This is a genomic window from Streptomyces sp. NPDC013457, assembly GCF_043089925.1.
Lineage (GTDB): Bacteria > Actinomycetota > Actinomycetes > Streptomycetales > Streptomycetaceae > Streptomyces.
Map to the genome: position 1 here is coordinate 278,055 of NZ_JBICBL010000007.1, position 21,904 is coordinate 299,958.

General features: G+C 72.1%; 19 protein-coding genes. 14 read left to right on the top strand and 5 right to left on the bottom strand.

Translation table 11 applies throughout. The annotated features are described in order from the left end of the window. Positions 1 to 2: 2 nt before the first annotated feature. Positions 3 to 1,367 (bottom strand): hypothetical protein, encoded by a 1,365-nt coding sequence (locus ACF1G2_RS20780; RefSeq protein ID WP_391799682.1) that lies wholly within the window; start codon positions 1,365 to 1,367, stop codon positions 3 to 5. Positions 1,368 to 1,485: 118 nt separating this feature from the next. Between ACF1G2_RS20780 and ACF1G2_RS20785 the strand changes: the two genes are divergently transcribed. After that, a complete protein-coding gene (locus ACF1G2_RS20785) occupies positions 1,486 to 2,679 on the top strand; it encodes an argininosuccinate synthase (RefSeq protein WP_391799683.1) in 1,194 nt (397 codons plus the stop codon). Positions 2,680 to 2,760: 81 nt separating this feature from the next. Further along, positions 2,761 to 4,188, top strand: a complete 1,428-nt coding sequence (gene argH / locus ACF1G2_RS20790; RefSeq protein WP_391799684.1) for an argininosuccinate lyase — start codon at positions 2,761 to 2,763, stop codon at positions 4,186 to 4,188. Between the two features lie 12 nt (positions 4,189 to 4,200). Here the strand turns inward: argH and ACF1G2_RS20795 are convergent, their stop codons facing one another. Beyond that, positions 4,201 to 4,710: an HAD domain-containing protein gene (locus ACF1G2_RS20795; protein WP_391799685.1), complete on the bottom strand. Its 510-nt coding sequence runs from the start codon at positions 4,708 to 4,710 to the stop codon at positions 4,201 to 4,203. 85 nt (positions 4,711 to 4,795) lie between these two features. Here ACF1G2_RS20795 and ACF1G2_RS20800 point away from each other — a divergent pair, with 85 nt between their 5' ends. Together ACF1G2_RS20800 and ACF1G2_RS20805 are read left to right on the top strand one after the other, a co-directional pair. Further along, positions 4,796 to 5,347: a TetR/AcrR family transcriptional regulator gene (locus ACF1G2_RS20800; protein ID WP_391799686.1), complete on the top strand. Its 552-nt coding sequence runs from the start codon at positions 4,796 to 4,798 to the stop codon at positions 5,345 to 5,347. Then, the gene (locus ACF1G2_RS20805; protein WP_391799687.1) at positions 5,344 to 6,888 is read left to right on the top strand and encodes an MFS transporter; all 1,545 of its coding nucleotides are present in this window, start codon (positions 5,344 to 5,346) and stop codon (positions 6,886 to 6,888) included. Before ACF1G2_RS20800 ends, ACF1G2_RS20805 begins: the two co-directional genes overlap by 4 nt. A gap of 82 nt (positions 6,889 to 6,970) precedes the next feature. Here ACF1G2_RS20805 and ACF1G2_RS20810 read toward each other — a convergent pair whose 3' ends face one another. Further along, positions 6,971 to 7,642, bottom strand: a complete 672-nt coding sequence (locus ACF1G2_RS20810; RefSeq protein WP_352186489.1) for a lysophospholipid acyltransferase family protein — start codon at positions 7,640 to 7,642, stop codon at positions 6,971 to 6,973. Positions 7,643 to 7,865: 223 nt separating this feature from the next. On the opposite strand from ACF1G2_RS20810, the gene ACF1G2_RS20815 reads away from it, so the two are divergent. The 3 genes from ACF1G2_RS20815 (at position 7,866) to ACF1G2_RS20825 (ending at position 10,213) form a co-directional block, all read left to right on the top strand. Next, positions 7,866 to 9,041: a glycerophosphodiester phosphodiesterase gene (locus ACF1G2_RS20815; RefSeq protein WP_391799688.1), complete on the top strand. Its 1,176-nt coding sequence runs from the start codon at positions 7,866 to 7,868 to the stop codon at positions 9,039 to 9,041. A gap of 132 nt (positions 9,042 to 9,173) precedes the next feature. Further along, positions 9,174 to 9,713 (top strand): sigma-70 family RNA polymerase sigma factor, encoded by a 540-nt coding sequence (locus tag ACF1G2_RS20820; RefSeq protein ID WP_391799689.1) that lies wholly within the window; start codon positions 9,174 to 9,176, stop codon positions 9,711 to 9,713. 17 nt (positions 9,714 to 9,730) lie between these two features. Continuing rightward, positions 9,731 to 10,213 carry a GNAT family N-acetyltransferase gene (locus ACF1G2_RS20825; RefSeq protein WP_391799690.1) on the top strand — a complete coding sequence of 161 codons (483 nt, stop codon included), beginning with the start codon at positions 9,731 to 9,733 and terminating at the stop codon, positions 10,211 to 10,213. 33 nt (positions 10,214 to 10,246) lie between these two features. Here the strand turns inward: ACF1G2_RS20825 and ACF1G2_RS20830 are convergent, their stop codons facing one another. Both ACF1G2_RS20830 and ACF1G2_RS20835 read right to left on the bottom strand, forming a co-directional pair. Then, positions 10,247 to 10,657: a hypothetical protein gene (locus ACF1G2_RS20830; protein ID WP_391799691.1), complete on the bottom strand. Its 411-nt coding sequence runs from the start codon at positions 10,655 to 10,657 to the stop codon at positions 10,247 to 10,249. Continuing rightward, positions 10,657 to 11,019 (bottom strand): hypothetical protein, encoded by a 363-nt coding sequence (locus ACF1G2_RS20835; RefSeq protein ID WP_391799692.1) that lies wholly within the window; start codon positions 11,017 to 11,019, stop codon positions 10,657 to 10,659. Before ACF1G2_RS20835 ends, ACF1G2_RS20830 begins: the two co-directional genes overlap by 1 nt. A gap of 700 nt (positions 11,020 to 11,719) precedes the next feature. On the opposite strand from ACF1G2_RS20835, the gene ACF1G2_RS20840 reads away from it, so the two are divergent. From ACF1G2_RS20840 to cobA, 7 genes are all read left to right on the top strand, one after another. Beyond that, a complete protein-coding gene (locus ACF1G2_RS20840; RefSeq protein ID WP_391799693.1) occupies positions 11,720 to 12,784 on the top strand; it encodes a methionine ABC transporter ATP-binding protein in 1,065 nt (354 codons plus the stop codon). Next, positions 12,781 to 13,449 carry a methionine ABC transporter permease gene (locus ACF1G2_RS20845; protein WP_391799694.1) on the top strand — a complete coding sequence of 223 codons (669 nt, stop codon included), beginning with the start codon at positions 12,781 to 12,783 and terminating at the stop codon, positions 13,447 to 13,449. Before ACF1G2_RS20840 ends, ACF1G2_RS20845 begins: the two co-directional genes overlap by 4 nt. A gap of 91 nt (positions 13,450 to 13,540) precedes the next feature. Next, complete coding sequence (locus ACF1G2_RS20850) at positions 13,541 to 14,398, top strand: MetQ/NlpA family ABC transporter substrate-binding protein (RefSeq protein WP_391799695.1); 858 nt, start codon at positions 13,541 to 13,543, stop codon at positions 14,396 to 14,398. Positions 14,399 to 14,575: 177 nt separating this feature from the next. Beyond that, positions 14,576 to 15,211 carry a GNAT family N-acetyltransferase gene (locus ACF1G2_RS20855; protein WP_391799696.1) on the top strand — a complete coding sequence of 212 codons (636 nt, stop codon included), beginning with the start codon at positions 14,576 to 14,578 and terminating at the stop codon, positions 15,209 to 15,211. A 70-nt stretch (positions 15,212 to 15,281) separates the two neighbouring features. After that, complete coding sequence (cbiE, locus tag ACF1G2_RS20860) at positions 15,282 to 16,484, top strand: precorrin-6y C5,15-methyltransferase (decarboxylating) subunit CbiE (protein ID WP_391799697.1); 1,203 nt, start codon at positions 15,282 to 15,284, stop codon at positions 16,482 to 16,484. Between the two features lie 380 nt (positions 16,485 to 16,864). Continuing rightward, positions 16,865 to 20,374 carry a nicotinate-nucleotide--dimethylbenzimidazole phosphoribosyltransferase gene (gene cobT, locus ACF1G2_RS20865; protein ID WP_391799698.1) on the top strand — a complete coding sequence of 1,170 codons (3,510 nt, stop codon included), beginning with the start codon at positions 16,865 to 16,867 and terminating at the stop codon, positions 20,372 to 20,374. Positions 20,375 to 20,602: 228 nt separating this feature from the next. After that, complete coding sequence (cobA, locus tag ACF1G2_RS20870; protein ID WP_391799699.1) at positions 20,603 to 21,844, top strand: uroporphyrinogen-III C-methyltransferase; 1,242 nt, start codon at positions 20,603 to 20,605, stop codon at positions 21,842 to 21,844. The last annotated feature ends 60 nt before the right edge of the window (positions 21,845 to 21,904 follow it).

Consider the following 21,904-nt stretch of genomic DNA (forward strand, 5'->3'; position numbering starts at 1 on the left):
GTTCAGTGCCTTCGCGGCCCCTCCTGGGCAGGCGCGAGTGGTTGCCCGATCATGCGGCGGGCCCGTGCGCCGATCTCCGGATCCGGGTCGTCGGTGAGCGCGCGCGCCGCTTCCAGGCAGTCGGGCCCGCCCTGAGCCTGCAGGAGCCGCAGGGCGGCCTTCCGCTCGTGTGACGGCCTGCCGGCCGAGGTGCGGTGCCTCAACTCTGCGGCGGGCAGCCGGTCCACGTGCGGCAGCAGTGCCGTCGACGTCGCCCGTACGACGCGGGGGGACGGGTCGTCGAGGAGGGGAAGGAGCCGCACGGCGTCGACCGCGTCCACGACGCACAGCCCCGCGACGGCGGAGGCGCGGACGCCGGGCGCGGGGTGCCGCGTCAGCTCCCACAGCAGCGGTACGGCGGCCTGCCGCGCCTCGCACTCGGCGAGGCCGAGCGGCGCGTGGTCGGGAACGCTGTCGCCGGCGCAGCGGGCGCGGTACACCGCCCGGGGATCCGTACCGGCCTGGCGCAGGACCCAGCGGGCGCACGCCCGCACGAGGCCGGACCGGTCGAAGAGGAACCGTTCGGCCTCTCCGTTCCGACCGGAACGGTGCAGAGCCGTGACGCCGGCGGACCGTACGCGGCCCTGACGGGATCCGAGCAGGGCGAGCAGGACGGCATCGGTAGTGCGGGGGCCGGTGGTGGCCAGGGCGGCCTCGGAGCAGATGTCCTGGATGACGACGTCGCCGTCCGTCGCCGCGATCGCGGCCAGACGTTCCCCGGGGAAGTGACCGCGTGCGACGGCCACCCGATGGGCGAGCCGCCGCGTCGCCCGGTCCTCACTTGTGAGCATGGCCTCGAGCACGGCGGTGCCGCCCCCGAGCAGCGCCCTCTCCAGCGCGGCCCGCGCCGCGTCGCCGCGTGACCGACCGGAGATCCGCAGGATCACCGCCGCGAGAACGGTCATTGCCGAAGGGCCCACACCGGGCAGCGCGGCTCGCAGCACGTCCCGCGCCCGCTCCCGTACCGGTCCGACCCAGTCCGCGCAGCGGATCGCGACCAGGGGCAACAGGGGAGCGGTGTCCCAGGCCCGGTCGAGGGCCGCCTCGCGGACCCGGCCGTCGGGGTCGCAGAGCGCCAGGGCGAGTGCGGAGGTACTGGGCGGAGTACGAGACGGGTTCCACGTAGGAAGGGGGCTGTTCCAGTCCCAGTGCAGACGGCGCCCGGTCAGCCAGGCGTGGCTGGGAGCCTTGATCCGGCCCCAGCGGATCTCCTCCCGCACGCCCTGGTCCAGCGAGATCCATGCCGTCGCGGACCGCACGTCCAGTGCGTCGGCGAGTGCCGCTCCGGCGGCCAGTCGTGCGGCTGCTTCTTCTTCCCAGTCCCTCACGGGCGGAGCCTAGGGAAGTCGTCACGTCTCCGGCCAGCGGTTTTCCGGCTGCATTGACGAAACATACGGAGTTATGCATACTCATGCATATCAGCGCTTGCAAGGTAAGGAGAAGCCCGTGACCGAGCGTGTCGTACTCGCCTACTCCGGCGGCCTGGACACCTCCGTCGCCATCGGCTGGATCGCCGAGGAGACCGGTGCCGAGGTCATCGCCGTCGCCGTCGACGTCGGCCAGGGCGGCGAGGACCTGGACGTCATCCGCAAGCGCGCCCTCGACTGCGGCGCCGTCGAGGCCGAGGTCGCCGACGCCAAGGACGAGTTCGCCGACGAGTACTGCCTCCCGGCGATCAAGGCCAACGCCCTGTACATGGACCGGTACCCGCTGGTCTCCGCCCTCTCCCGCCCCGCCATCGTCAAGCACCTCGTGGCCGCCGCCAGGAAGCACGGCGCCGGCATCGTCGCCCACGGCTGCACCGGCAAGGGCAACGACCAGGTCCGCTTCGAGGCCGGCATCCAGGCCCTCGGCCCCGACCTGACGTGCATCGCCCCGGTCCGCGACTACGCCATGACCCGCGACAAGGCCATCGCCTTCGCGGAGAAGGCACGGCTCCCCATCGCGACTTCCAAGAAGTCCCCGTACTCCATCGACCAGAACGTCTTCGGGCGCGCCGTCGAGACCGGGTTCCTGGAGGACATCTGGAACGCGCCGATCGAGGACATCTACGAGTACACCGCGAACCCGGCCACCCCGCGCGAGGCCGACGAGGTCGTCATCTCCTTCAAGGAGGGCGTCCCGGTCGCGCTCGACGGCACGCCCGTCACCGTCATCCAGGCGATCCAGCAGCTCAACGAGCGCGCCGGAGCCCAGGGCGTCGGCCGGATCGACATCGTCGAGGACCGGCTCGTCGGCATCAAGTCCCGTGAGGTCTACGAGGCTCCCGGCGCGATCGCCCTGATCACCGCCCATCAGGAGCTCGAGAACGTCACCGTCGAGCGCGAGCTGGCCCGCTACAAGCGGCAGGTCGAGCAGCGCTGGGGCGAGCTGGTCTACGACGGCCTCTGGTTCTCCCCGCTCAAGCGCGCCCTGGACGGCTTCATCCACGAGGCGAACCAGCACGTCACCGGAGACATCCGGATGACCCTGCACGGCGGGCGCGCCGTCGTCACCGGCCGGAGGTCCGAGGAGTCGCTGTACGACTTCAACCTCGCGACCTACGACTCGGGCGACACGTTCGACCAGTCCAAGGCGCAGGGCTTCATCGACATCTTCGCGCTCTCCGCGAAGATCGCCGCACGGCGTGACCTCGCCTGACCACGATTCGTTCCACAGCCGCCTCCCCACCGCAGGGACCGGGGAGGCGGCCTGTTATCCACCTCCTGAGGAGCAGTAGCTGTGAGCAGCAACAACGGTGACGTCCGGCTCTGGGGCGGCCGTTTCGCCGACGGGCCGGCCGAGGCCCTCGCGAAGCTGTCCGCGTCGGTCCACTTCGACTGGCGGCTGGCCCCCTACGACATCGCCGGTTCCCGCGCCCACGCGCGCGTGCTCCACAAGGCGGGGCTGCTCACCGAGGACGAGCTGACGCGCATGCTCGAAGGCCTCGACCGGCTGGAGGCCGACGTCGCCGACGGCTCCTTCGTCGGCACCATCGCCGACGAGGACGTCCACACCGCCCTGGAGCGGGGACTCCTGGAGCGCCTCGGCCCCGACCTCGGCGGCAAGCTGCGCGCCGGCCGGTCCCGCAACGACCAGGTCGCCACCCTCTTCCGGATGTACCTGCGCGACCACGCCCGGATCATCGGCGGGCTCGTCGCCGACCTCCAGGACGCCCTCGTCGGCCTCGCCGAGGCGCACCCGGACGTCGCGATGCCGGGCCGCACGCACCTCCAGCACGCCCAGCCGGTGCTCTTCGCCCACCATGTCCTCGCCCACGTCCAGGCCCTCTCCCGGGACGCCGAGCGGCTGCGGCAGTGGGACACCCGTACGGCGGTCTCTCCGTACGGCTCCGGCGCCCTGGCCGGCTCCTCCCTCGGGCTCGACCCGGAGGCGGTCGCCAAGGACCTCGGCTTCGAGCGGGGCTCGTCGGGCAACTCCATCGACGGCACGGCCTCGCGCGACTTCGTCGCCGAGTTCGCCTTCATCACCGCGATGATCGGGGTCAACCTCTCCCGTATCGCGGAGGAGATCATCATCTGGAACACGAAGGAGTTCTCCTTCGTGACCCTCCACGACGCCTTCTCCACCGGCTCGTCAATCATGCCGCAGAAGAAGAACCCGGACATCGCCGAGCTGGCCCGGGGCAAGTCCGGCCGCCTCATCGGCAACCTCAGCGGACTGATGGCCACGCTCAAGGCCCTGCCGCTCGCCTACAACCGCGACCTCCAGGAGGACAAGGAGCCGGTCTTCGACTCCTGCGACCAGCTGGAGGTCCTGCTCCCCGCCTTCACCGGCATGATGGCCACGCTCACCGTCAACCGGGAGCGCATGGAGGAGCTGGCCCCGGCGGGCTTCTCGCTCGCGACCGACATCGCCGAGTGGCTGGTCAAGCAGGGTGTGCCGTTCCGGGTGGCGCACGAGGTGGCCGGCGAGTGCGTGAAGGTCGCCGAGGCGGAGGGCAAGGAGCTGGACGAGCTCACGGACGACCAGTTCGTGAAGATCTCCGAGCACCTGACCCCCGAGGTCCGCACGGTCCTCAACGTGCCGGGTGCGCTGGCCTCCCGTGACGGCCGGGGCGGTACGGCCCCGTCGGCGGTCGCCGCGCAGCTGATCGAGGTCAAGGCCGATCTGGTGATCCAGCACGCCTGGGCCACCGCCAAGAAGTAGCCCCCAGAAGCATCACAGCGCCGCCGCCCACTCCGCGAGCGCGTCGAAGTCCGGCCGGGTCAGCCCGATCCGCTCGTCGACGCGCAGCAACAGGGCGGCGGCGAGGTGGTTCCGCTCCACGTACGCGCGGTCGTACGACGTGATGTCGTCGTCGATCCAGGCGAACGGCCGCCCCGCCGCGTACTCCAGGATGTACTGCGTCTTCCAGAAGGTCCCGCGAGGGGCCTTTCCGTGCATCTGGGGCCAGTCGACGAAGGGCAGCTCCGGCAGCCCGATCCGCGGCCCGATCCAGTCGTTCGCCTCACCCTTCCAGGTCGTCGCCCAGACCAGCTCGTACGCCTGCGCGAGCGCGAGCAGCTCGACCCCGTGCGCCGGGTTCAGCCATACCCGCAGCGGCTTCGGCTCGGTCCAGGCGCTCGGACGCATCCGGTGCGTGGCGTAGCCCTGCGGACGACGCTCCCGCTGTGCCGCATAGGGGTTCAGCGGGCCGTCCACATCGATCAGCAGCAGGGGCTTCGTCATGTCCACAGCATTCCTTCTCGCCTCCGTGTGAGGCGTTGATTTATCGAATGAGACATCCATGTCTCATTCGGTGTATGTTCGTCTCATGTCAGTCGACCGCACCCAGGTGCTCCGCTCCGCTGCCGCCCTGCTCTCCCGGAAGTCGACCGCCACCATGGACGAGGTCGCCCGGGCCGCGGGGATCGGCCGCGCCACCCTGCACCGGCACTTCGCCGGGCGGGACGCGCTGGTCAGGGCGCTGGAGGCGATGGGCCTCGTGGAGTTCGAGGCCGCGTGCGACGCCGCACGGCTCGACGAGGGCCCGGCAGACGAGGCGCTGCGGCGGCTCGTCGCGGAAACCGAGCCCAACGCCCCGCTGCTGGCCTTCCTCGTCACCGAGAACCAGCTCTTCGAGGGCGACGACGTCGACGAGGGCTGGGCCCGGCTCGACGCCAGGGTCAGCGCGCTCTTCAGACGCGGCCAGGAGGAAGGCACCTTCCGGATCGACCTGAGCCCCGCGTGGCTCACCGAGGCCCTCTACGGCCTCGTCTCGGCCTGCGCCTGGTCCGTGATGGACGGGCGGGTCGCCGGCAACGACTTTCAGTACATGATCACCGAGCTGCTGCTCGGCGGCGCACGACGGAGCGTGGAGAAATGAGCAGGACCCTGCAGACGAGCCCGACGGCGGAGACGGAGGTGAAGAGCCCCGGCCGCTGGCTCGCGCTCTCGGTACTCGTCCTGGCCGTCCTGCTGGTCGCGGTGGACGCCACCGTACTCGGTCTCGCGACGCCCTCCCTCAGCGAGGACCTCAAGCCCTCCGGTACGCAGCTGCTGTGGATCGGCGACATCTACTCGTTCGTGATCGCCGGCCTGCTGGTCTCCATGGGCTCCCTCGGCGACCGGATCGGCCGCAAGAAGCTGCTCCTGATCGGTGCGACCGCCTTCGGTGCCGTCTCGGTGCTCAACGCGTACGCCACCAGTCCCGAGATGATGATCGTGGCCCGCGCGCTCCTCGGTGTCGCCGGCGCGACCCTGATGCCGTCGACCCTGGCGCTGATCCGGAACATCTTCCACGACCCCAAGGAGCGCAGCCTCGCCATCGGCATCTGGGGCGCCACCGCCTCGGCCGGCGCGGCCGTCGGTCCGGTCGTCGGCGGAGCGCTGCTCCAGCACTTCTACTGGGGCTCGGTCTTCCTCATCAACCTGCCCGTGATGGCCGTTCTGGTCCTCGTCGGCATCAAGCTGCTGCCCGAGTCCAAGAACCCGGTCGCCGGCCCCTGGGACCTCGTCAGCGTCGGGCTCTCGCTCGTCGGTGTCATCGGCGTCGTGTACGCCGTCAAGGAGGTCGCCTCGCACGGCCTGACATGGGAGGTCGGCGCGGCCGCCGTCGTCGGCGCCGCGGCCCTGTACGCCTTCGTGCGTCGGCAGCACACACTGACCGCGCCCCTGCTCGACATGCGGCTCTTCAAGCACCGCGGCTTCTCGGGCGCGGTCCTCGCGGACCTCCTCACCGTCTTCGGACTCTCCGGACTGGTCTTCTTCCTCTCCCAGTTCCTGCAGCTCGTCCAGGGGCGTGACCCGCTGGAGGCCGGCCTGGCCGAACTGCCCGCCGCCATCGGCGCGGTGGTCACGGGTCTGATCGCCGGCCGGTACGCCCGGCGGTTCTCCGTACGAGCCGTCGTGACCGGCGGTCTCGGCGCGATCGGACTCGCGCTCGCGGCCATCACCCTGGTCCACAAGGAGACCGGCTATCCGCTGCTCGGCGCGGCCCTGCTCGTCGTCGGCCTCGGCGCCGGGTTCTCGTTCACCGTCACCGCCGACGTGATCCTCTCCAGCGTGCCCAAGGAGCAGGCGGGTTCGGCCTCCGCCGTCTCCGAGACGGCGTACGAACTGGGCGCGGCGCTGGGCATCGCGCTCCTCGGCTCGATCGTCACCGGCGTCTACCAGGGCTTCACGGCCCCGGCGGGTGTGCCCGCGGACGCCGCGGCCGCTGCCCACGACTCGCTCGGCGGCGCCTTCGAGGCCTCCGCGGGCCTCGACCCCGCCACGGCCGGCGGCCTGGTCTCCACCGCCCAGGACGCCTTCGTCGACGGCCTGAACATCGCGGCGGGCGTCGGCGCGGCGGTCCTCCTCGGGACGGCGGCCGCGGCCTGGTTCCTCCTGAAGGGCCAGAGACTGGAGGACGGCATCGAGCACTGACGCGCATCCGTGGGCGTCGGTCACGAAGAGGGGCCCCGCCCGGCGATTCGCCGGGCGGGGCCCCTCCTTCACGTCGTGACGGTTACGCGGCCTTCGCCTTCGTGGCGTACATGTCCACGTACTCCTGGCCAGACAGCCGCATGACCTCGGACATCACCGAGTCCGTCACGGCCCGCAGCACATAGCGGTCCCGGTCCATCCCCTCGTACCGCGAGAACTCCATCGGCTCGCCGAAGCGGACCGTGACCCGGCCCGGCCGGGGCAGCCCCGCCCCGCCCGGCTGGATCTTGTCGGTGCCGATCATCGCGAACGGCACCACCGGCGCGCCGGTCATCAGCGTCAGCCGCGCGATGCCGGTACGGCCCCGGTAGAGCCTGCCGTCGGGGGAGCGGGTGCCCTCCGGGTAGATGGAGAAGATCTTGCCCTCCTCCAGGACGCGGCGGCCGGTCATCAGGGCCGCGACACCGCCCCGGCCGCCGTCGCGGTCCACCGGGATCATGCCGACGCTGGTGAAGAACCAGGCCATCAGGCGGCCCTTGAAGCCCTTGCCCGTGACGTACTCGTCCTTGCCGATGAAGAAGACCGGGCGGTCCGTACAGATCGGCATGATCATCGAGTCGATGAAGGTGAGGTGGTTGCCCGCCAGGATCACCGGCCCCGTCCCGGGGATGTTCTCGACGCCTTCCACACGTGGGCGGAACATCAGACGCAGGATCGGTCCGAGCACTGCCTTGATGAGTGCGAGACGGGACAACGGTTCCTCCGGTGTCGGGAACGGGCGGCGCGTACGGGGGCCGTGCAGGTGAGGACGATACTCGCGGGTCACGGTCGTGCGCACATCGGGTTCATCGAGTGGATACACAGTGTTGACGTGTGTTTCCGCCATGTTCTACCAGCGTCTGCCGCATGGAGGGTGCGACTGCCTACGGTCGGAGCGTCGTTTGACAGGTGCGGGACATCACATCGAAGGAGCCTTCATGACACAGGGTGAGCTTGGCAGCCCGGCTCGGCGGACCGTCCTCGGCGCGGCCGGCGCGGCGGTCACGGGTGTGGCGGGAGCAGCCGTCCTCGGCGCCTCCTCGGTCCTCGCCGCCGGCACCGCCCAGGCCGCCGAGGCGAGCGGTGCCGGCCGCGGGCACGGCCACCGCTCCCTCCCCGTCCCCACCGTCATCGCCCACCGCGGCGCGAGCGGATACCGCCCGGAGCACACCCTCGGCTCCTACCAGCTCGCCCTGGACCTCGGCGCGCACGTGATCGAGCAGGACCTCGTCCCCACCAAGGACGGCCACCTGGTCTGCCGCCACGAGAACGACATCACCGGTACGACCGATGTCGCCGACCACCCCGAGTTCGCCTCCCGCAGGACCACCAAGTCCGTCGACGGAGTGTCGTACACCGGCTGGTTCACCGAGGACTTCACGCTCGCCGAGCTCAAGACCCTCCGCGCCAAGGAGCGCATCCCGGGCACCCGCCAGCGGAACACGCTGTACGACGGCCGCTGGCAGGTCCCGACGTTCGAGGAGGTGCTGCGCTGGGCCGACCGCGAGGGCCGCCGCCGTGGCCGCGACGTCTGGCTGCACGTCGAGACCAAGCACCCCACCTACTTCCGCTCCCTCGGCCTCGGCCTGGAGGACCGCCTCGCCACGCTGCTGCGCCGGTACGGCCGCCACCGCGCCGACTCCCCGGTCTTCCTGCAGTCCTTCGAGCCCAGCAGCATCCAGCGGCTCGCGAAGCTGGTGAACTCCCCGCGCGTCGTGCTCCTCTCGGCCGCGGGCAGCCGCCCCTGGGACTTCGTCCAGGCGGGCGACCCGCGCACCGTCTCCGACCTGGTCACGCCCGCCGGCCTGCGCTGGATCGCCTCGTACGCGCAGGGCATCGGACCCACCCTCGACCTGGTCATCCCGCGGGACGCGAGCGGACGCCTCGGCACCCCGACCACCCTGGTGCGCGACGCCCACGCGCAGGGCCTGATCCTCCACCCGTACACCCAGCGCAACGAGAACAGCTTCCTGCCGGCCGAGTTCCGCCGCGGCACCGACCCGAACACCTACGGAGACGTCTTCGGCGCGCTGAAGACCTATCTGGCGACGGGCATCGACGGCATCTTCTCCGACAACCCGGACACGGCGTTGCTGGCGGTGTCGGACCTGTAGGGCCTGCGCCTGCTGCGCCCACCCGTCCCGCAGGGCGGAACGGGTGGGCGCAACGCATGGGGAACGGCACCCACGCGAGTGGTTTACGTGCCGTCCGGCAACCACCCGCGACGGCGGGCCGTCGTGCGGGACATGACCCACCCCCACCTTCTCCGCACGCTCGCCCCCCTCCTCGCGGCCGAGTCGAACGCCGAGGCGTCCGCCGCCGGTGTCGAGGCGAGCGACCTCGAACAGGCCGTCTGGCTCAGGCTGCTCGAACGGCTGAGGGACGACGCCGCGCCCACCCGCCCCGCCGACTGGCTCCGCCGGGCCGTCCGCGCCGAGGCCCGCCGCGCCCGCCGCGCCGCCCTGCGGGAACGCCCCTACCGCGGCGAGGAGGCCGGCGAGCCGCACGACTCGCCCGAGAGCACCGCCCTGACGACCGAACGCCGCCGCGCCGTACGCGCCGCCGTACGCCGGACCCCCGGCCACTGCCCCCGTCTGCTCACCGCGATGCTCGATCCGGCCGACCCCACCTACCGGGAAATCGCAGGGGAGTTGGGTATCTCACAGGGCAGTCTGGGGCCGATGCGTTCCCGGTGCCTGGGATGCCTGCGCAGAATGCTGGCCTCAGAGGTTCCCGCGACGACCCCGAGGGGAAGGGTGCGGGAGACCGACCGATGGACCAGGTGAGCGGGAGGCATGCACACATGGGCATGAGCGTGACCATCTCAGCCGCGGACGCGCAGGACGCGGAGCACATACTCAAGCTGCAGTACCTCTGCTACCAGAGCGAGGCGGAGCTCTACGGCGACTACTCGATCGAGCCCCTCACCCAGACCCTGGACGCCCTCCGGGCCGAACTGGCCCAGGGGCCCGCGCTCGTGGCACGCCTCGGCGACGAGATCGTCGCCTCCGTACGCGCCCGGGCCGACGAGGCGGGCACCGTACGGATCGCCAAGCTCATCGTCCACCCGCGCATGCAGCGCCACGGTCTCGGCGGCCGGCTGCTTGACGCCATCGAGAGCCGGTTCGCAGGCGATCCCGCCCCCGCCGCCAAGCGCTACCAGCTCTTCACCGGCCACCGCAGCGAGGGCAACCTGCGGCTCTACCGCAGCAAGGGGTACGAACAGGTCGCGGCGCGCGAGATCGGCCCCCGGCTCACGCTCGTCACCCTGGAGAAGGCCGCCTAGCAAGGGGGCCGGTACCCGGTCCCGGGCCGATGCCTAGGCGCTCGCCCGCGAGCGCCGCAGCCACCAGATCCCGGTCAGCGGCAGGAGCACCGGGATGAAGATGTAGCCGTAGCCGTACTCCGACCAGACCGTGGCGTCGGGGAACGCTGACGGGTCGACGAGCGTCCAGGTCCCCACGGTCAGCACGCCCACCAGCTCGGCGGCGCAGCACACCAGCGCCGCCCTGCGGGCCGTCTCCCCGCCCCTGACCAGGGTGTACGTGATGAAGGCGTACACCACGGCCGCCACCGCCGACAGTGCGTACGCGAGCGGCGCCCGGTCGAACTCGGTCGCGATCTGGTAGATCGAGCGCGAGACCGCGCCGACCGACATCACGCCGTACAGCCACACCAGCAGCATGCCGGGGCCCGTGACCAGACGGCCCGCTCCCTCGGTCGCGCTCATCAGCCCACCGTCCAGATGTCGAAGAGACGTACCTCGAGAACCGCGAGGACGACACCGCTCGCCGCCACCGTCGCCGAGCCCCACCGGCTCCGCTCGCTGAGCGACATGAACGCGGCCGCGGGCACCGCGCACAGCGAGCCCAGGAGATAGGCGACGAAGATCGTCGCGCCCTCCTCGGCCTTCTCGCCCCGCGACAGCTGCACGATGCCGACGACCAGCTGCACGAGTGCGAGGAGCGTCACCACGGCCATGCCGATGAAGTGCCAGTCCTTGGTCGGCTGGTCGCGGGTGAAGGCGAAGCCGCACCAGGCGGCGAGGGCGAGCGCGGCCACCGAGACCGCGACCGTCAGGGCGTCAAGCATGGGCCCGAGGGTATTACGGGCCAAAAGGCCCGATGCGCTCGCCCCCCACCCCGCCCGTAGGGTCGAGACCCGGCCCGGGCCTCTCCTGCGCGCGGCGGCCCGGCGCGGCGTCGACCCGGCCGCCTGCGCGGTCTTCGAGGACGCCCCTGCGGGTCGCGCCGCCGGTCGCGCCGCGGGCACGCGGACCGTGGCCTTGACCACAACCCACCACCGGTCGGCGCTCGACGCCGACATCGCGGTGACCGACCCGTCGGAGGTATCCGCGCAGGCCACGGACGGCGGAGAGGAGATCACCGCCGGAGCGTGACGGCCGGACGAGGTGTCCGCATGATGTCTCAACGACGTCCGCTATTCGGACACCCCCGATTCGGCGGAACAGGTGCGTGCTTTACTTGCAGACATGACCACGACGAGCAGCCGCACCCTTGCGACCGAGGCGATCACGACGCCCGGTGCTCGTTGTATGTGTCGAATGTGCGCCTTCTGAGGGCCCCCGCCGAGCCTCGCGCCCCGAAGCGAGACCCCGACGGCCGAGCCGATCCGCCCGCCGAAACCGGCGCCGGACCGTGCCCGCCCCCGCGCACGCGCCGCCTTCCGGCCGACCCGCCGAAGCCGGCCCCCTGCGCCTGACTGTCCGAACGACGAATGCCCCGTGCCCGGCGGACCCCGCGCCGCGCACTCGACAGTGACGGAAACCCCTGTGATCACCACTACGGGCCTGACCAAGGTCTACGAGTCGCGAGGCCGCCAGGTCACCGCTCTGGACGGCGTCGACCTCCACGTCCGCGAGGGCGAGGTGTACGGCGTGATCGGCCAGAGCGGCGCTGGCAAGTCCTCGCTCATCCGCTGCGTCAACCTCCTGGAGCGCCCCACCTCCGGCACCGTCACCGTGGACGGCGTCGACCTCACCGCGCTCGCCGCCACGGGCCGCCGCGCCGGCAAGGACCTGCGCCGGGCCCGCAGCAGCATCGGCATGGTCTTCCAGCACTTCAACCTGCTGTCCTCCCGCACGGTGAAGGACAACATCGAACTCCCCCTGGAGATCCTCGGCGTCTCCGGCGCCGAGCGCTCCCGCCGCGCGCTGGAACTCCTCGACCTCGTCGGCCTCGCCGACAAGGCGAAGGCCTACCCCGGCCAGCTCTCCGGCGGCCAGAAGCAGCGCGTCGGCATAGCCCGCGCCCTGGCCGGCAACCCCAAGGTCCTGCTCTCCGACGAGGCCACCAGCGCCCTCGACCCGGAGACCACCCGCTCCATCCTCCAGCTGCTGCGCGACCTCAACCGCCAGCTCGGCCTGACCGTCCTGCTCATCACGCACGAGATGGACGTCGTCAAGACGATCTGCGACTCGGCCGCGCTGATGCAGAAGGGCCGGATCGTCGAGTCCGGCACCGTGAGCGAACTGCTCGCCACCCCCGGCTCCGAGCTCGCCGCCGAACTCTTCCCGGTCAGCGGCGCCGCCACCGGACCCGACCGCACCGTCGTCGACGTGACCTTCCACGGCGAGGCGGCCACCCAGCCGGTGATCTCCCAGCTCTCCCGTACGTACAACATCGACATCTCGATCCTCGGCGCCGCCATGGACACCGTGGGCGGCAACCAGATCGGCCGGATGCGGATCGAACTGCCGGGTCGTTACGAGGAGAACGTCGTACCCGTCGGCTTCCTGCGCGAGCAGGGCCTCCAGGTCGACGTCGTCGAAGAGGAGAACGCGCCCGGGAGCGCGCCCCAGGCGGCGCCCCTGCTCGTCAAGGAAGGTGCCAAGTGACCTGGTCGGAGATGCAGCCCCTCCTGGAGCAGGGCACGGTCGACACCCTCTACATGGTCCTGTGGGCCACGCTCGTGACGATCGCCGGCGGACTGCCGCTCGGCATCCTCCTCGTCCTCACCGACAAGGGCGGCCTGCTGCAGAACACGGTCGTCAACAAGGTCGTCGGCGTGATCGTGAACATCGGCCGCTCGCTGCCGTTCATCATCCTGCTGATCGCCCTGATCCCCTTCACGACCTTCGTGGTCGGCACCTTCATCGGCCCCACCGCGATGATCGTGCCGCTCGCCATCGGCGCCATCCCGTTCTTCGCGCGCCTCGTCGAGACCGCGATCCGCGAGGTCGACCACGGCCTGGTCGAGGCCGTCCAGTCCATGGGCGGCTCCGTGACGACGATCATCCGCAAGGTGCTCCTGCCCCAGGCCCTGCCCTCGCTTGTCTCCGCCGTCACCACCACCGTCATCGTGCTCATCGGCTACTCCGCGATGGCCGGCGCGGTCGGCGGCGAAGGCCTCGGCTCCAAGGCCATCACCTACGGATACCAGCGCTTCGACACCCAGTTCATGCTGGTCACCGTCGTCGTCCTGATCGCGATCGTCACCGTGGTCCAGCTCATCGGCGACCTCGCCGTGCGTCTCCTCGCCCGCCGAGGACGCACCGCCTGACCCAGGCGCCACCCCAGACTTCGTCCATCGGAGAAGAGCCCGGACTTGTTGTCCAGGCGTCCACCAGCACCACCGGAAAGAGGCACTCTTCGTGCGTAAGAACATCAAGCTCACCGCCGGTATCGCCGCCACCACCGCGCTCGCCCTCGGCCTCACCGCCTGCGGCACCGCGTCGGACCCGTCCTCCGCCAAGGACGCGGCCGGCTCCGCCGACAAGCCGCTCGTCGTCGCCGCGTCCCCGACGCCGCACGCCGACATCCTGAACTACGTCAAGGACAACCTCGCCGCGAAGGAGGGCCTGAAGCTGGAGGTGAAGGAGTTCACGGACTACGTCCTGCCGAACACCGCCACCGAGTCCGGCCAGGTCGACGCCAACTTCTTCCAGCACAAGCCGTACCTCGACGACTTCAACAAGAAGAACAACACCCACATCGTCCCGGTGTTCAACGTCCACCTGGAGCCCCTCGGCCTCTACTCCAAGAAGGTCAAGGCCCTCTCCGACATCAAGGCCGGCCAGACCATCGCCGTCCCCAACGACACCACCAACGGCGGCCGCGCGCTCCAGCTGCTCGCCGAGAACGGGCTCATCACCCTCAAGGACGGCGTCGGCACCAACGCCAAGCTCTCCGACATCACGGACAAGAAGGGCCTGGAGTTCAAGGAGCTGGAGGCCGCCACCGTGCCCCGCGCCCTGAACGACGTGGACGCCGCGGTCATCAACGGCAACTACGCCCTCGAGGCCAAGCTCTCGCCCGCCAAGGACGCCATCGCCGTGGAGAAGGCGGAGGGCAACCCCTACGCCAACTTCCTCGCCGTCAAGGAGGGCAACGAGAAGGACGCGCGCGTGCAGAAGCTCGTCAAGCTCCTCAACTCGCCCGAGGTGAAGAAGTACATCGAGGACACGTACAACGGCTCGGTCATCCCGGCCTTCGGAGCCGTCGCCAAGTAGGGCTCGCAGTACAGTTCTTGTGACGAAGGCCCCCGCACCCCGTCCGGTGCGCGGGGCCTTCGCCGTACCCCGCCCGTATCTGACGCCACATCGGACCCGGCGATGCGCACCGACGACTGCATGCTGCATGCTGTGCGTTCACGGTCGATTCGGACGGTCCACGGCATGGAGCTGCGCATGACTACCACCTTTCCGGACATCTCCATCAACACGGACCGGTTGGTGCTGCGCGCGCTCGAAGAGGCGGACGCGCCCGCCCTCGCCGAGATGATGAACGACGAGATGGTCGCGGCCTGGACGGCCGTCCCCCAGCCCTTCACCGAGGACGCCGCGCTCCGCTGGATCACCGAGTACGCCCCCGCCGAGCGCGAGGCCGGCCGGGGCCTCGACCTCGCCGTCACCGAGTTCCTCACCCAGCGCCTCGTCGGCATCGTCCAGCTGGGCAAGACCAACTGGCACGTCAGGTCCACGGAGATGTCGTACATCGTCGCGCCCTGGGCCCGCGGCGAGGGATACGCCTCCGAAGCCGCCCTCGCCACCTCCCAGTGGCTCTTCGGCGACCAGGGGATCGAACGCATCGAGCTGCGCACCGCGGCCGACAACACCGCCTCCCAGCAGGTCGCCCAGAAGATCGGATGCATCAGCGAAGGCGTCCTGCGCGGCGCCTGCATAGCCCGCACCCGCACCGAGGACGGCACCTGGGCCGACCTCCGCACGGACTTCATCGTCTGGGGACTGCTCCCCGAGGACCTGGAAGGCGTCGCCGACCAGATGGCGGAGGCCGGCTACTCCTCCTTCACCGACTGGAGCTGAGCCCGCAACCGAAGCCGGGTACCCTCGACACGCCCCCGACCTGCGACGAGACCTCAGGAGACAGACGACGATGGCCGACCGGGTCACGGTGATCGGCTGGGACGGCTCGCCCCTCACCGAAGCGGCCCGGTCCGCGCTCTCCGCCGCCACGCTCGTGGCAGGCGCCGCGCACCACCTCGCCCTGCCGGAGGTCCCGCGAGGAGCCGAGAGGATCCGCCTCGGCAGCGTCGACCTCGCCGCCCGCCGCATCGCCCTCCACCGCGGCACCGCCGTCGTCCTCGCCGACGGCGACCCCGGCTTCTTCGGCGTCGTCCGCACCCTGCGCGCCCCTGAGCACGGCCTGGAGGTCGAGGTCGTCCCCGCCGTCTCCTCGGTGGCCGCCGCCTTCGCCCGCGCCGGCATGCCCTGGGACGACGCCCGGATCGTCGTCGCCCACCAGCGCACCCTGCGCCGCGCCGTCAACGTCTGCCGCGCCCACCCCAAGGTCGCCGTCCTCACCTCGCCCGGTGCCGGACCCGCCGAACTCGCCCTCCTTCTCGACGGTGTCCACCGCACCTTCGTCATCTGCGAGGAGCTCGGGACGGACCGCGAGCAGGTCACTGTCCTGACCTCCGACAAGGCCGCCGACCACGCCTGGCGCGACCCCAACGTCGTCATCGTCATCGGCGGCACGGCCGGCGCCCCGCCCGGAGGCTGGCTGATGGGCCAGGAGACCCCTGCCGTACGCGGCTGGGCCCTGCCCCCGGACGACCCCGCCGCCGCCCGTCGCAGCGGCGAGGACCCCACCCTGCGCGCCGCCCAGCTCGCCCGCCTCGGCCCCCGCGTCGGCGACCTCGTCTGGGACATCGGCTGCGGCGGCGGCGCGCTCGCCGTGGAGGCCGCCCGCTTCGGCGCCGCGGTCATCGCCGTGGACGCCGACCCGGACGCCTGCGCCCGCACCGAGGCCGCCGCCCGCCGCCACGGCGTCCAGCTCCAGGCCGTACGAGGCCGTGCCCCGCACGTCCTGGAGCGCCTCCCCGAACCCGACGTCGTACGGATCGGGGGCGGTGGCGTACCCGTCGTCACCGCCTGCACCGACCGCAGGCCCGAGCGGATCGTCGCCCACGCCTCCACCCGCGACGAGGCCGAGGCCATCGGCGCCGCGCTCACCGAGGGCGGCTACACCCTCGAGTGCGCCCTGCTCCAGAGCGTCGACCTCGACCCCGGCGACTGGTCGGAACGCGACCGCTCCGTCGTCTTCCTGCTCTCCGGGCGCAGGTCGGCCCCGCTCTAGGGCGTGTTGCGAAAATCCCGTCCGGCCAGGGGCGTCCGGCACGCCCTGGTCCCGCTGGAGCGAGGCCACCCGTGATCGAGCCGCCCCGCCCGGCCAGGTAGGCTGGCCGATCGTCGTACCGCACCCGGACCGTCGGCCTTTTGTTCGTCGATGTCCGGACGTAGTGGCCGCTTCCGGCCGCTGATGTGGTACGGAGCAACCGGGGGACGCGCGACGTGGCGCAGTCCACAGCAAACCGTGCCGGATCCGCCTGTCATGACGGCCGTTGGCCGCGACAATGCTGGGGTGTCCGCGCGTCATTCGTGCCGCACGGCGCGCACGCTCGTTCTTGTTGACGGGCGAAGGTCTGAAGGAGCACAACCGATGGGCGAGGGGTACGCATGACGGACACCGGCCAGGTCCCGGGCGAGGGGCTGCCGGAGAACGCAGGCATGGTCGAGCAGCCGGGCATCCCCGCTCCGGGCGCGTACACCTTCCTGGACCCCTCCGAGAGCGCAGCCGACGACGACGATCTGCTCCTGATGCCGGGTGCGCAGGGCGCGTGGAGCGAGCACCAGCCCGGCTCCGTGCCCGCACCGCCCGTCGCCGTTCCCGCCCAGGTGACCGCGCAGGGCATGATGCCCGGCCAGCTGCCGCCGCTCGGCGACCCGCTGACCGACCCGCTGGCCGGACCGATCGCCGACGCCCTGGCCGCTCAGACCCCGATGGCCGCCGCGGCCCCTCAGGCCGCCCCCGCCGCCCCGGTCGCGCACGAGGTCGTCTCCACCCCCGCGCACGGTGTCCCGACGGCCCCGGAGGCCGCCCACGGCATGCCGATGGCGGCCGAGAACGTCCACCACGGCGTCTCCACCCCCGCGCACGGCGTTCCCGTCGCGCCCCAGGAGCCGTACGGCGCCGAGGTCGTGACCGACCACGGCTACGAGCCCGGGATCCTCGACACCGGCGCCCACGAGGCCGCGGGCCGCGACTCGGGGTCGGTGGACCTCAGCGGCGTCCGCGTGCCGCCGACGACCTCCGCCCCGACCCCGCCGCCCGCCCGCCGTCCCCTGCACCTGGGTCCGCCCGTGCCGGAGAACAACGGGGGAGTCGTACGGTCCCTCGCCGACCGCGGTCCCGCCTCCGCCGTTCCGGCGCCCGCGCCCATGGCCGCGCCGGTCCCGGTCCCCGTCGCCGCGACGGCGCCCACCCCCGTCCCCAGCCGGGTCGCGGGTCCGCCGACCACCGGCCCCGAGTACCTCGACATCCCCCAGGAGCAGCCGGCCGCCCCGGTCGCCGCGCAGCTCGGCGAGACGCCGCCGCAGGGCGCCGTTCCGTGGGACTCGCAGCCGCAGATGCCCGTGCAGCAGCCGATGCCCGCAGAAACGGTCGGTCAGTTCGTCCAGGTCGAGGGCACGGTTCCGACCACCCCGCACCTGGCGCCGACGCATGCCGCCGAGCAGACGGTGGCCGAGGCCCCCGTGGCCGAGGAGCCCGTCGCAGAGGAGCCCGTCGCCGAGGCTCCGGCCGTGGCGGAGGAGCCCCTCGTGGCGGAGGAGCCCGTCGTGGCCGAGGCGGCTCCCGTCGCCGAGGCGCCCGCGGAGGAGGCCGTGCCGGTCGAGGCGCCCGTGGAGGAGGCCCCCGTGGTCGTCCCCGCGCCGCGCGACGGCGGCCCGGCCGCCGCCCTTTCCGTACCGCAGGCCGAGGAAGCCGCCGTCGAGGCGCTTGAGGAGCCCGAGGCCGCCGAGGTCGCCGCCGAGCCCGTGGCGGACGAGCCGGTCGTGGAACAGCCGGTCGTGGAACAGCAGGTCGCCGAGGAGCTCACCGCAGCGGAACCGGTCGTCGAGCAGGCGGAGTCGGCCGACTCGGCCGAACCGATCGAGAACGCCGAGCCGGTCGAGGAGCCCCCGGCGCAGGCGCCGTCCGAAGAGGCGGTCGCGGTCGCCGAGGAGCCGGTGGTCCAGGAGCCCGCCGCCCCGGAGGACGCGGTCGAGCAGCAGCACACGGACGTGGCCCTCGCCGACCGGGCGCCCGCCGCCGCGGCGGACGAAGAGGCCGAGACCGACGCGGTCGAGACCGACGCGGCCGAGACCGAGGCGGCCGAGATCGACGCGGCGGACATCGAGACGGTGGATGCCGAGACGGCGGACGCCGAGACGGCGGACGTCGAGCAGCCCGCCGGCGCACCGGCGCCCGGATACGCCGACGCCGAGCGCGAGGCCGTGCTCCGCGTCATGCGCGAGCGCCGCGACATCCGCAACGGCTTCCGCTCCGACCCGATCCCGCACGAGGTGCTGCTGCGCGTCCTGGAGGCCGCCCACACGGCCCCCAGCGTCGGCCACTCCCAGCCCTGGGACTTCGTGGTCATCCGCTCCGCCGAGACCCGCCGGAGCATGCACGAGCTCGCCCAGCGCCAGCGCGAGGCCTACGCCAGGTCGCTGCCGAAGGCCCGGGCGAAGCAGTTCAAGGAACTGAAGATCGAGGCCATCCTCGACACCCCGGTCAACATCGTGGTGACCGCCGATCCCACACGGGGCGGCCGGCACACCCTCGGCCGCTACACCCAGCCGCAGATGGCGCCGTACTCCTCCGCGCTCGCCGTCGAGAACCTCTGGCTCGCCGCCCGCGCGGAGGGCCTCGGCGTCGGCTGGGTCAGCTTCTTCGACGAGCGCGAGATGGTGCGGTCCCTCGGCCTGCCCGAGCACCTCGAAGTGGTCGCGTACCTGTGCGTCGGCTACGTCGACGAGTTCCCCGAGGAGCCCGAGCTGATGCAGGCGGGCTGGTCCAAGCGCCGCCCGCTCTCCTGGGTCGTCCACGAGGAGACGTACGGCCGCAGGGCACTGCCCGGCGAGGAGCCGCACGACCTGCTCCAGGAGACCGTCGCCAACATCCGCCCGCTGGACGCCAAGGCGCTCGGCGAGGCGTGGGAGCGGCAGAAGCGCATGACGAAGCCCGCCGGGGCGCTCGGCATGCTGGAGATCATCGCCGCGCAGCTCTCCGGGCTCTCCCGGATGTGCCCGCCGCCGGTCCCGGAGCCCGCAGCCGTCGCGATCTTCGCCGGCGACCACGGCGTGCACGCCCAGGGCGTCACCGCCTGGCCCCAGGAGGTGACCGGCCAGATGGTCGCGAACTTCCTCGGCGGGGGAGCGGTCTGCAACGCCTTCGCCAACCAGGTGGGCGCCGAGGTCTGTGTGATCGACGTGGGTGTCGCCTCCGACCTGCCGGCCACGCCCGGCCTGCTGCCGCGCAAGGTCCGCGCCGGCACGGGTGACTTCACGACCGGTCCCGCGATGACCCGCGAGGAGGTGCTCGGTGCGATCGAGGTGGGCATCGAGACCGCCCGTGATCTCGTGGCGGCGGGCAACAAGGCCCTGCTGACCGGCGAGATGGGCATCGCCAACACCACCGCGTCCGCGGCGCTGATCTCCGTGTACACGGGGGTCGACCCGGTCGAGGTCACCGGTCGCGGCACCGGCATCAACGACGAGATGCACGCCCGCAAGGTCGACGTGGTGCGACGCGCCCTCGACCTCCACAAGCCGGACCCGGCGGACCCGATCGGTGTCCTCTCGGCGGTCGGCGGCCTGGAGCACGCGGCGCTCGTCGGCCTGATCCTGGGCGCGGCCTCGCTGCGTACGCCCGTCGTCCTGGACGGCGTCTCGACGGGCGCGGCGGCGCTCGTGGCCCGGGCGATCGCGCCCGAGTCCCTGGCTGCCTGCATCGCGGGCCACCGCAGCGCGGAGCCGGGCCACGTGGCGGCCCTCAACAAGCTGGGCCTGCGCCCGCTGGTCGACCTCGACCTCCGCCTCGGCGAGGGCACCGGGGCCCTGCTCGCCCTCCCGATCGTCCAGAGCGCGGCCCGCGCGATGCACGAGGTGGCGACGTTCGACTCCGCGGGCGTGACGGAGAAGTAGCCACCCCGTCGTGACCGCCGTGCCCACCCGTCCCGCGCCGCGGAACGGGTGGGCACATCACCACGGCCCGGTGCGAGTCCCTCCCGGGCTCCACGGGCAGGGACATCCGTCACAGGCCGCCCGTCCCCGGTGACCGATATCGTGGGCACCGATCACGCACCGCGTCCCACCAGCCGCTTCACCGCCGCAGCGGCCCCGTACCCCGCCTCTCCGAGGAGCCGCACACCCATGGCCGACCCCGTCGAGACCGCCGCGTACCCCGCCTACCCCGTCGGCCTCCGCCTCTCCGGCAGGCGGGTCGTCGTCCTCGGCGGCGGCCAGGTCGCCCAGCGCCGGCTCCCCGCCCTCGTCGCGGCCGGCGCCGACGTCACGCTGATCTCCCCGTCCGCGACCCCGTCCGTCGAGGTGATGGCCGAGACCGGCGAGATCACCTGGGTCCGGCGCCGGTACGAGGACGGGGACATGGCCGACGCCTGGTACGCCCTCGTGGCCACCAGCGACCCCGTCGCCAACGCCGCCGCCTCCGACGAGGCCGAGCGGACCAAGACCTGGTGCGTGCGGTCCGACGACGCCGACGCGGCCACGGCCTGGACCCCGGCCACCGGCCGCAGCGAGGGCGTGACCGTGGCCGTGCTCACCGGCCACGACCCCCGCCGCTCCGCCGCCGTGCGGGACGCCATCGTCGAGGGCCTGCGGGACGGTTCCCTCGCGGCCCCGCAGCACCGTTCCCGTACCCCCTTCGTGGCGCTCGTGGGCGGCGGCCCCGGCGACCCCGACCTGATCACGGTCCGCGGCCGCCGGCTGCTCGCCGAGGCCGACGTGGTCATCGCCGACCGCCTCGGCCCCCGTGACCTGCTCGACGAGCTGCCCCCGCACGTCGAGGTGATCGACGCGGCGAAGATCCCGTACGGCCGGTTCATGGCGCAGGAGGCCATCAACAACGCGCTCGTCGAGCACGCCAAGGCCGGGAAGTCGGTGGTGCGGCTCAAGGGCGGCGACCCGTTCGTCTTCGGCCGCGGCATGGAGGAGGCCCAGGCGCTGGCGGCGGAGGGCATCCCCTGCACCGTCGTCCCCGGCATCTCCAGCTCGATCTCCGTTCCCGGCGCGGCCGGCATCCCGGTCACGCACCGCGGCGTGGCCCACGAGTTCACCGTCGTCAGCGGCCACGTGGCGCCCGACGACCCGCGCTCCCTGGTCGACTGGGCCTCGCTCGCCAAGCTCACCGGCACGCTGGTGATCCTGATGGGCGTCGACAAGATCGGGAAGATCGCCGAGGCGCTCGTCGCCCACGGCAAGTCCCCTCAGACGCCGCTCGCCCTCGTCCAGGAGGGCACGACGGCCGCCCAGCGCCGCGTGGACGCGACGCTCGCCACGGTCGCGGAGACGGTGCGGACCCAGGAGGTCCGCCCGCCGGCCGTCATCGTCATCGGCGACGTGGTCACGGAGAGCCCCGACAAGCTCGTGAAGTGACCCGTGGCCGGGGGTGATCGAACCCCTCGTCGCACACATTGGCACCGCATCCCGGACAAG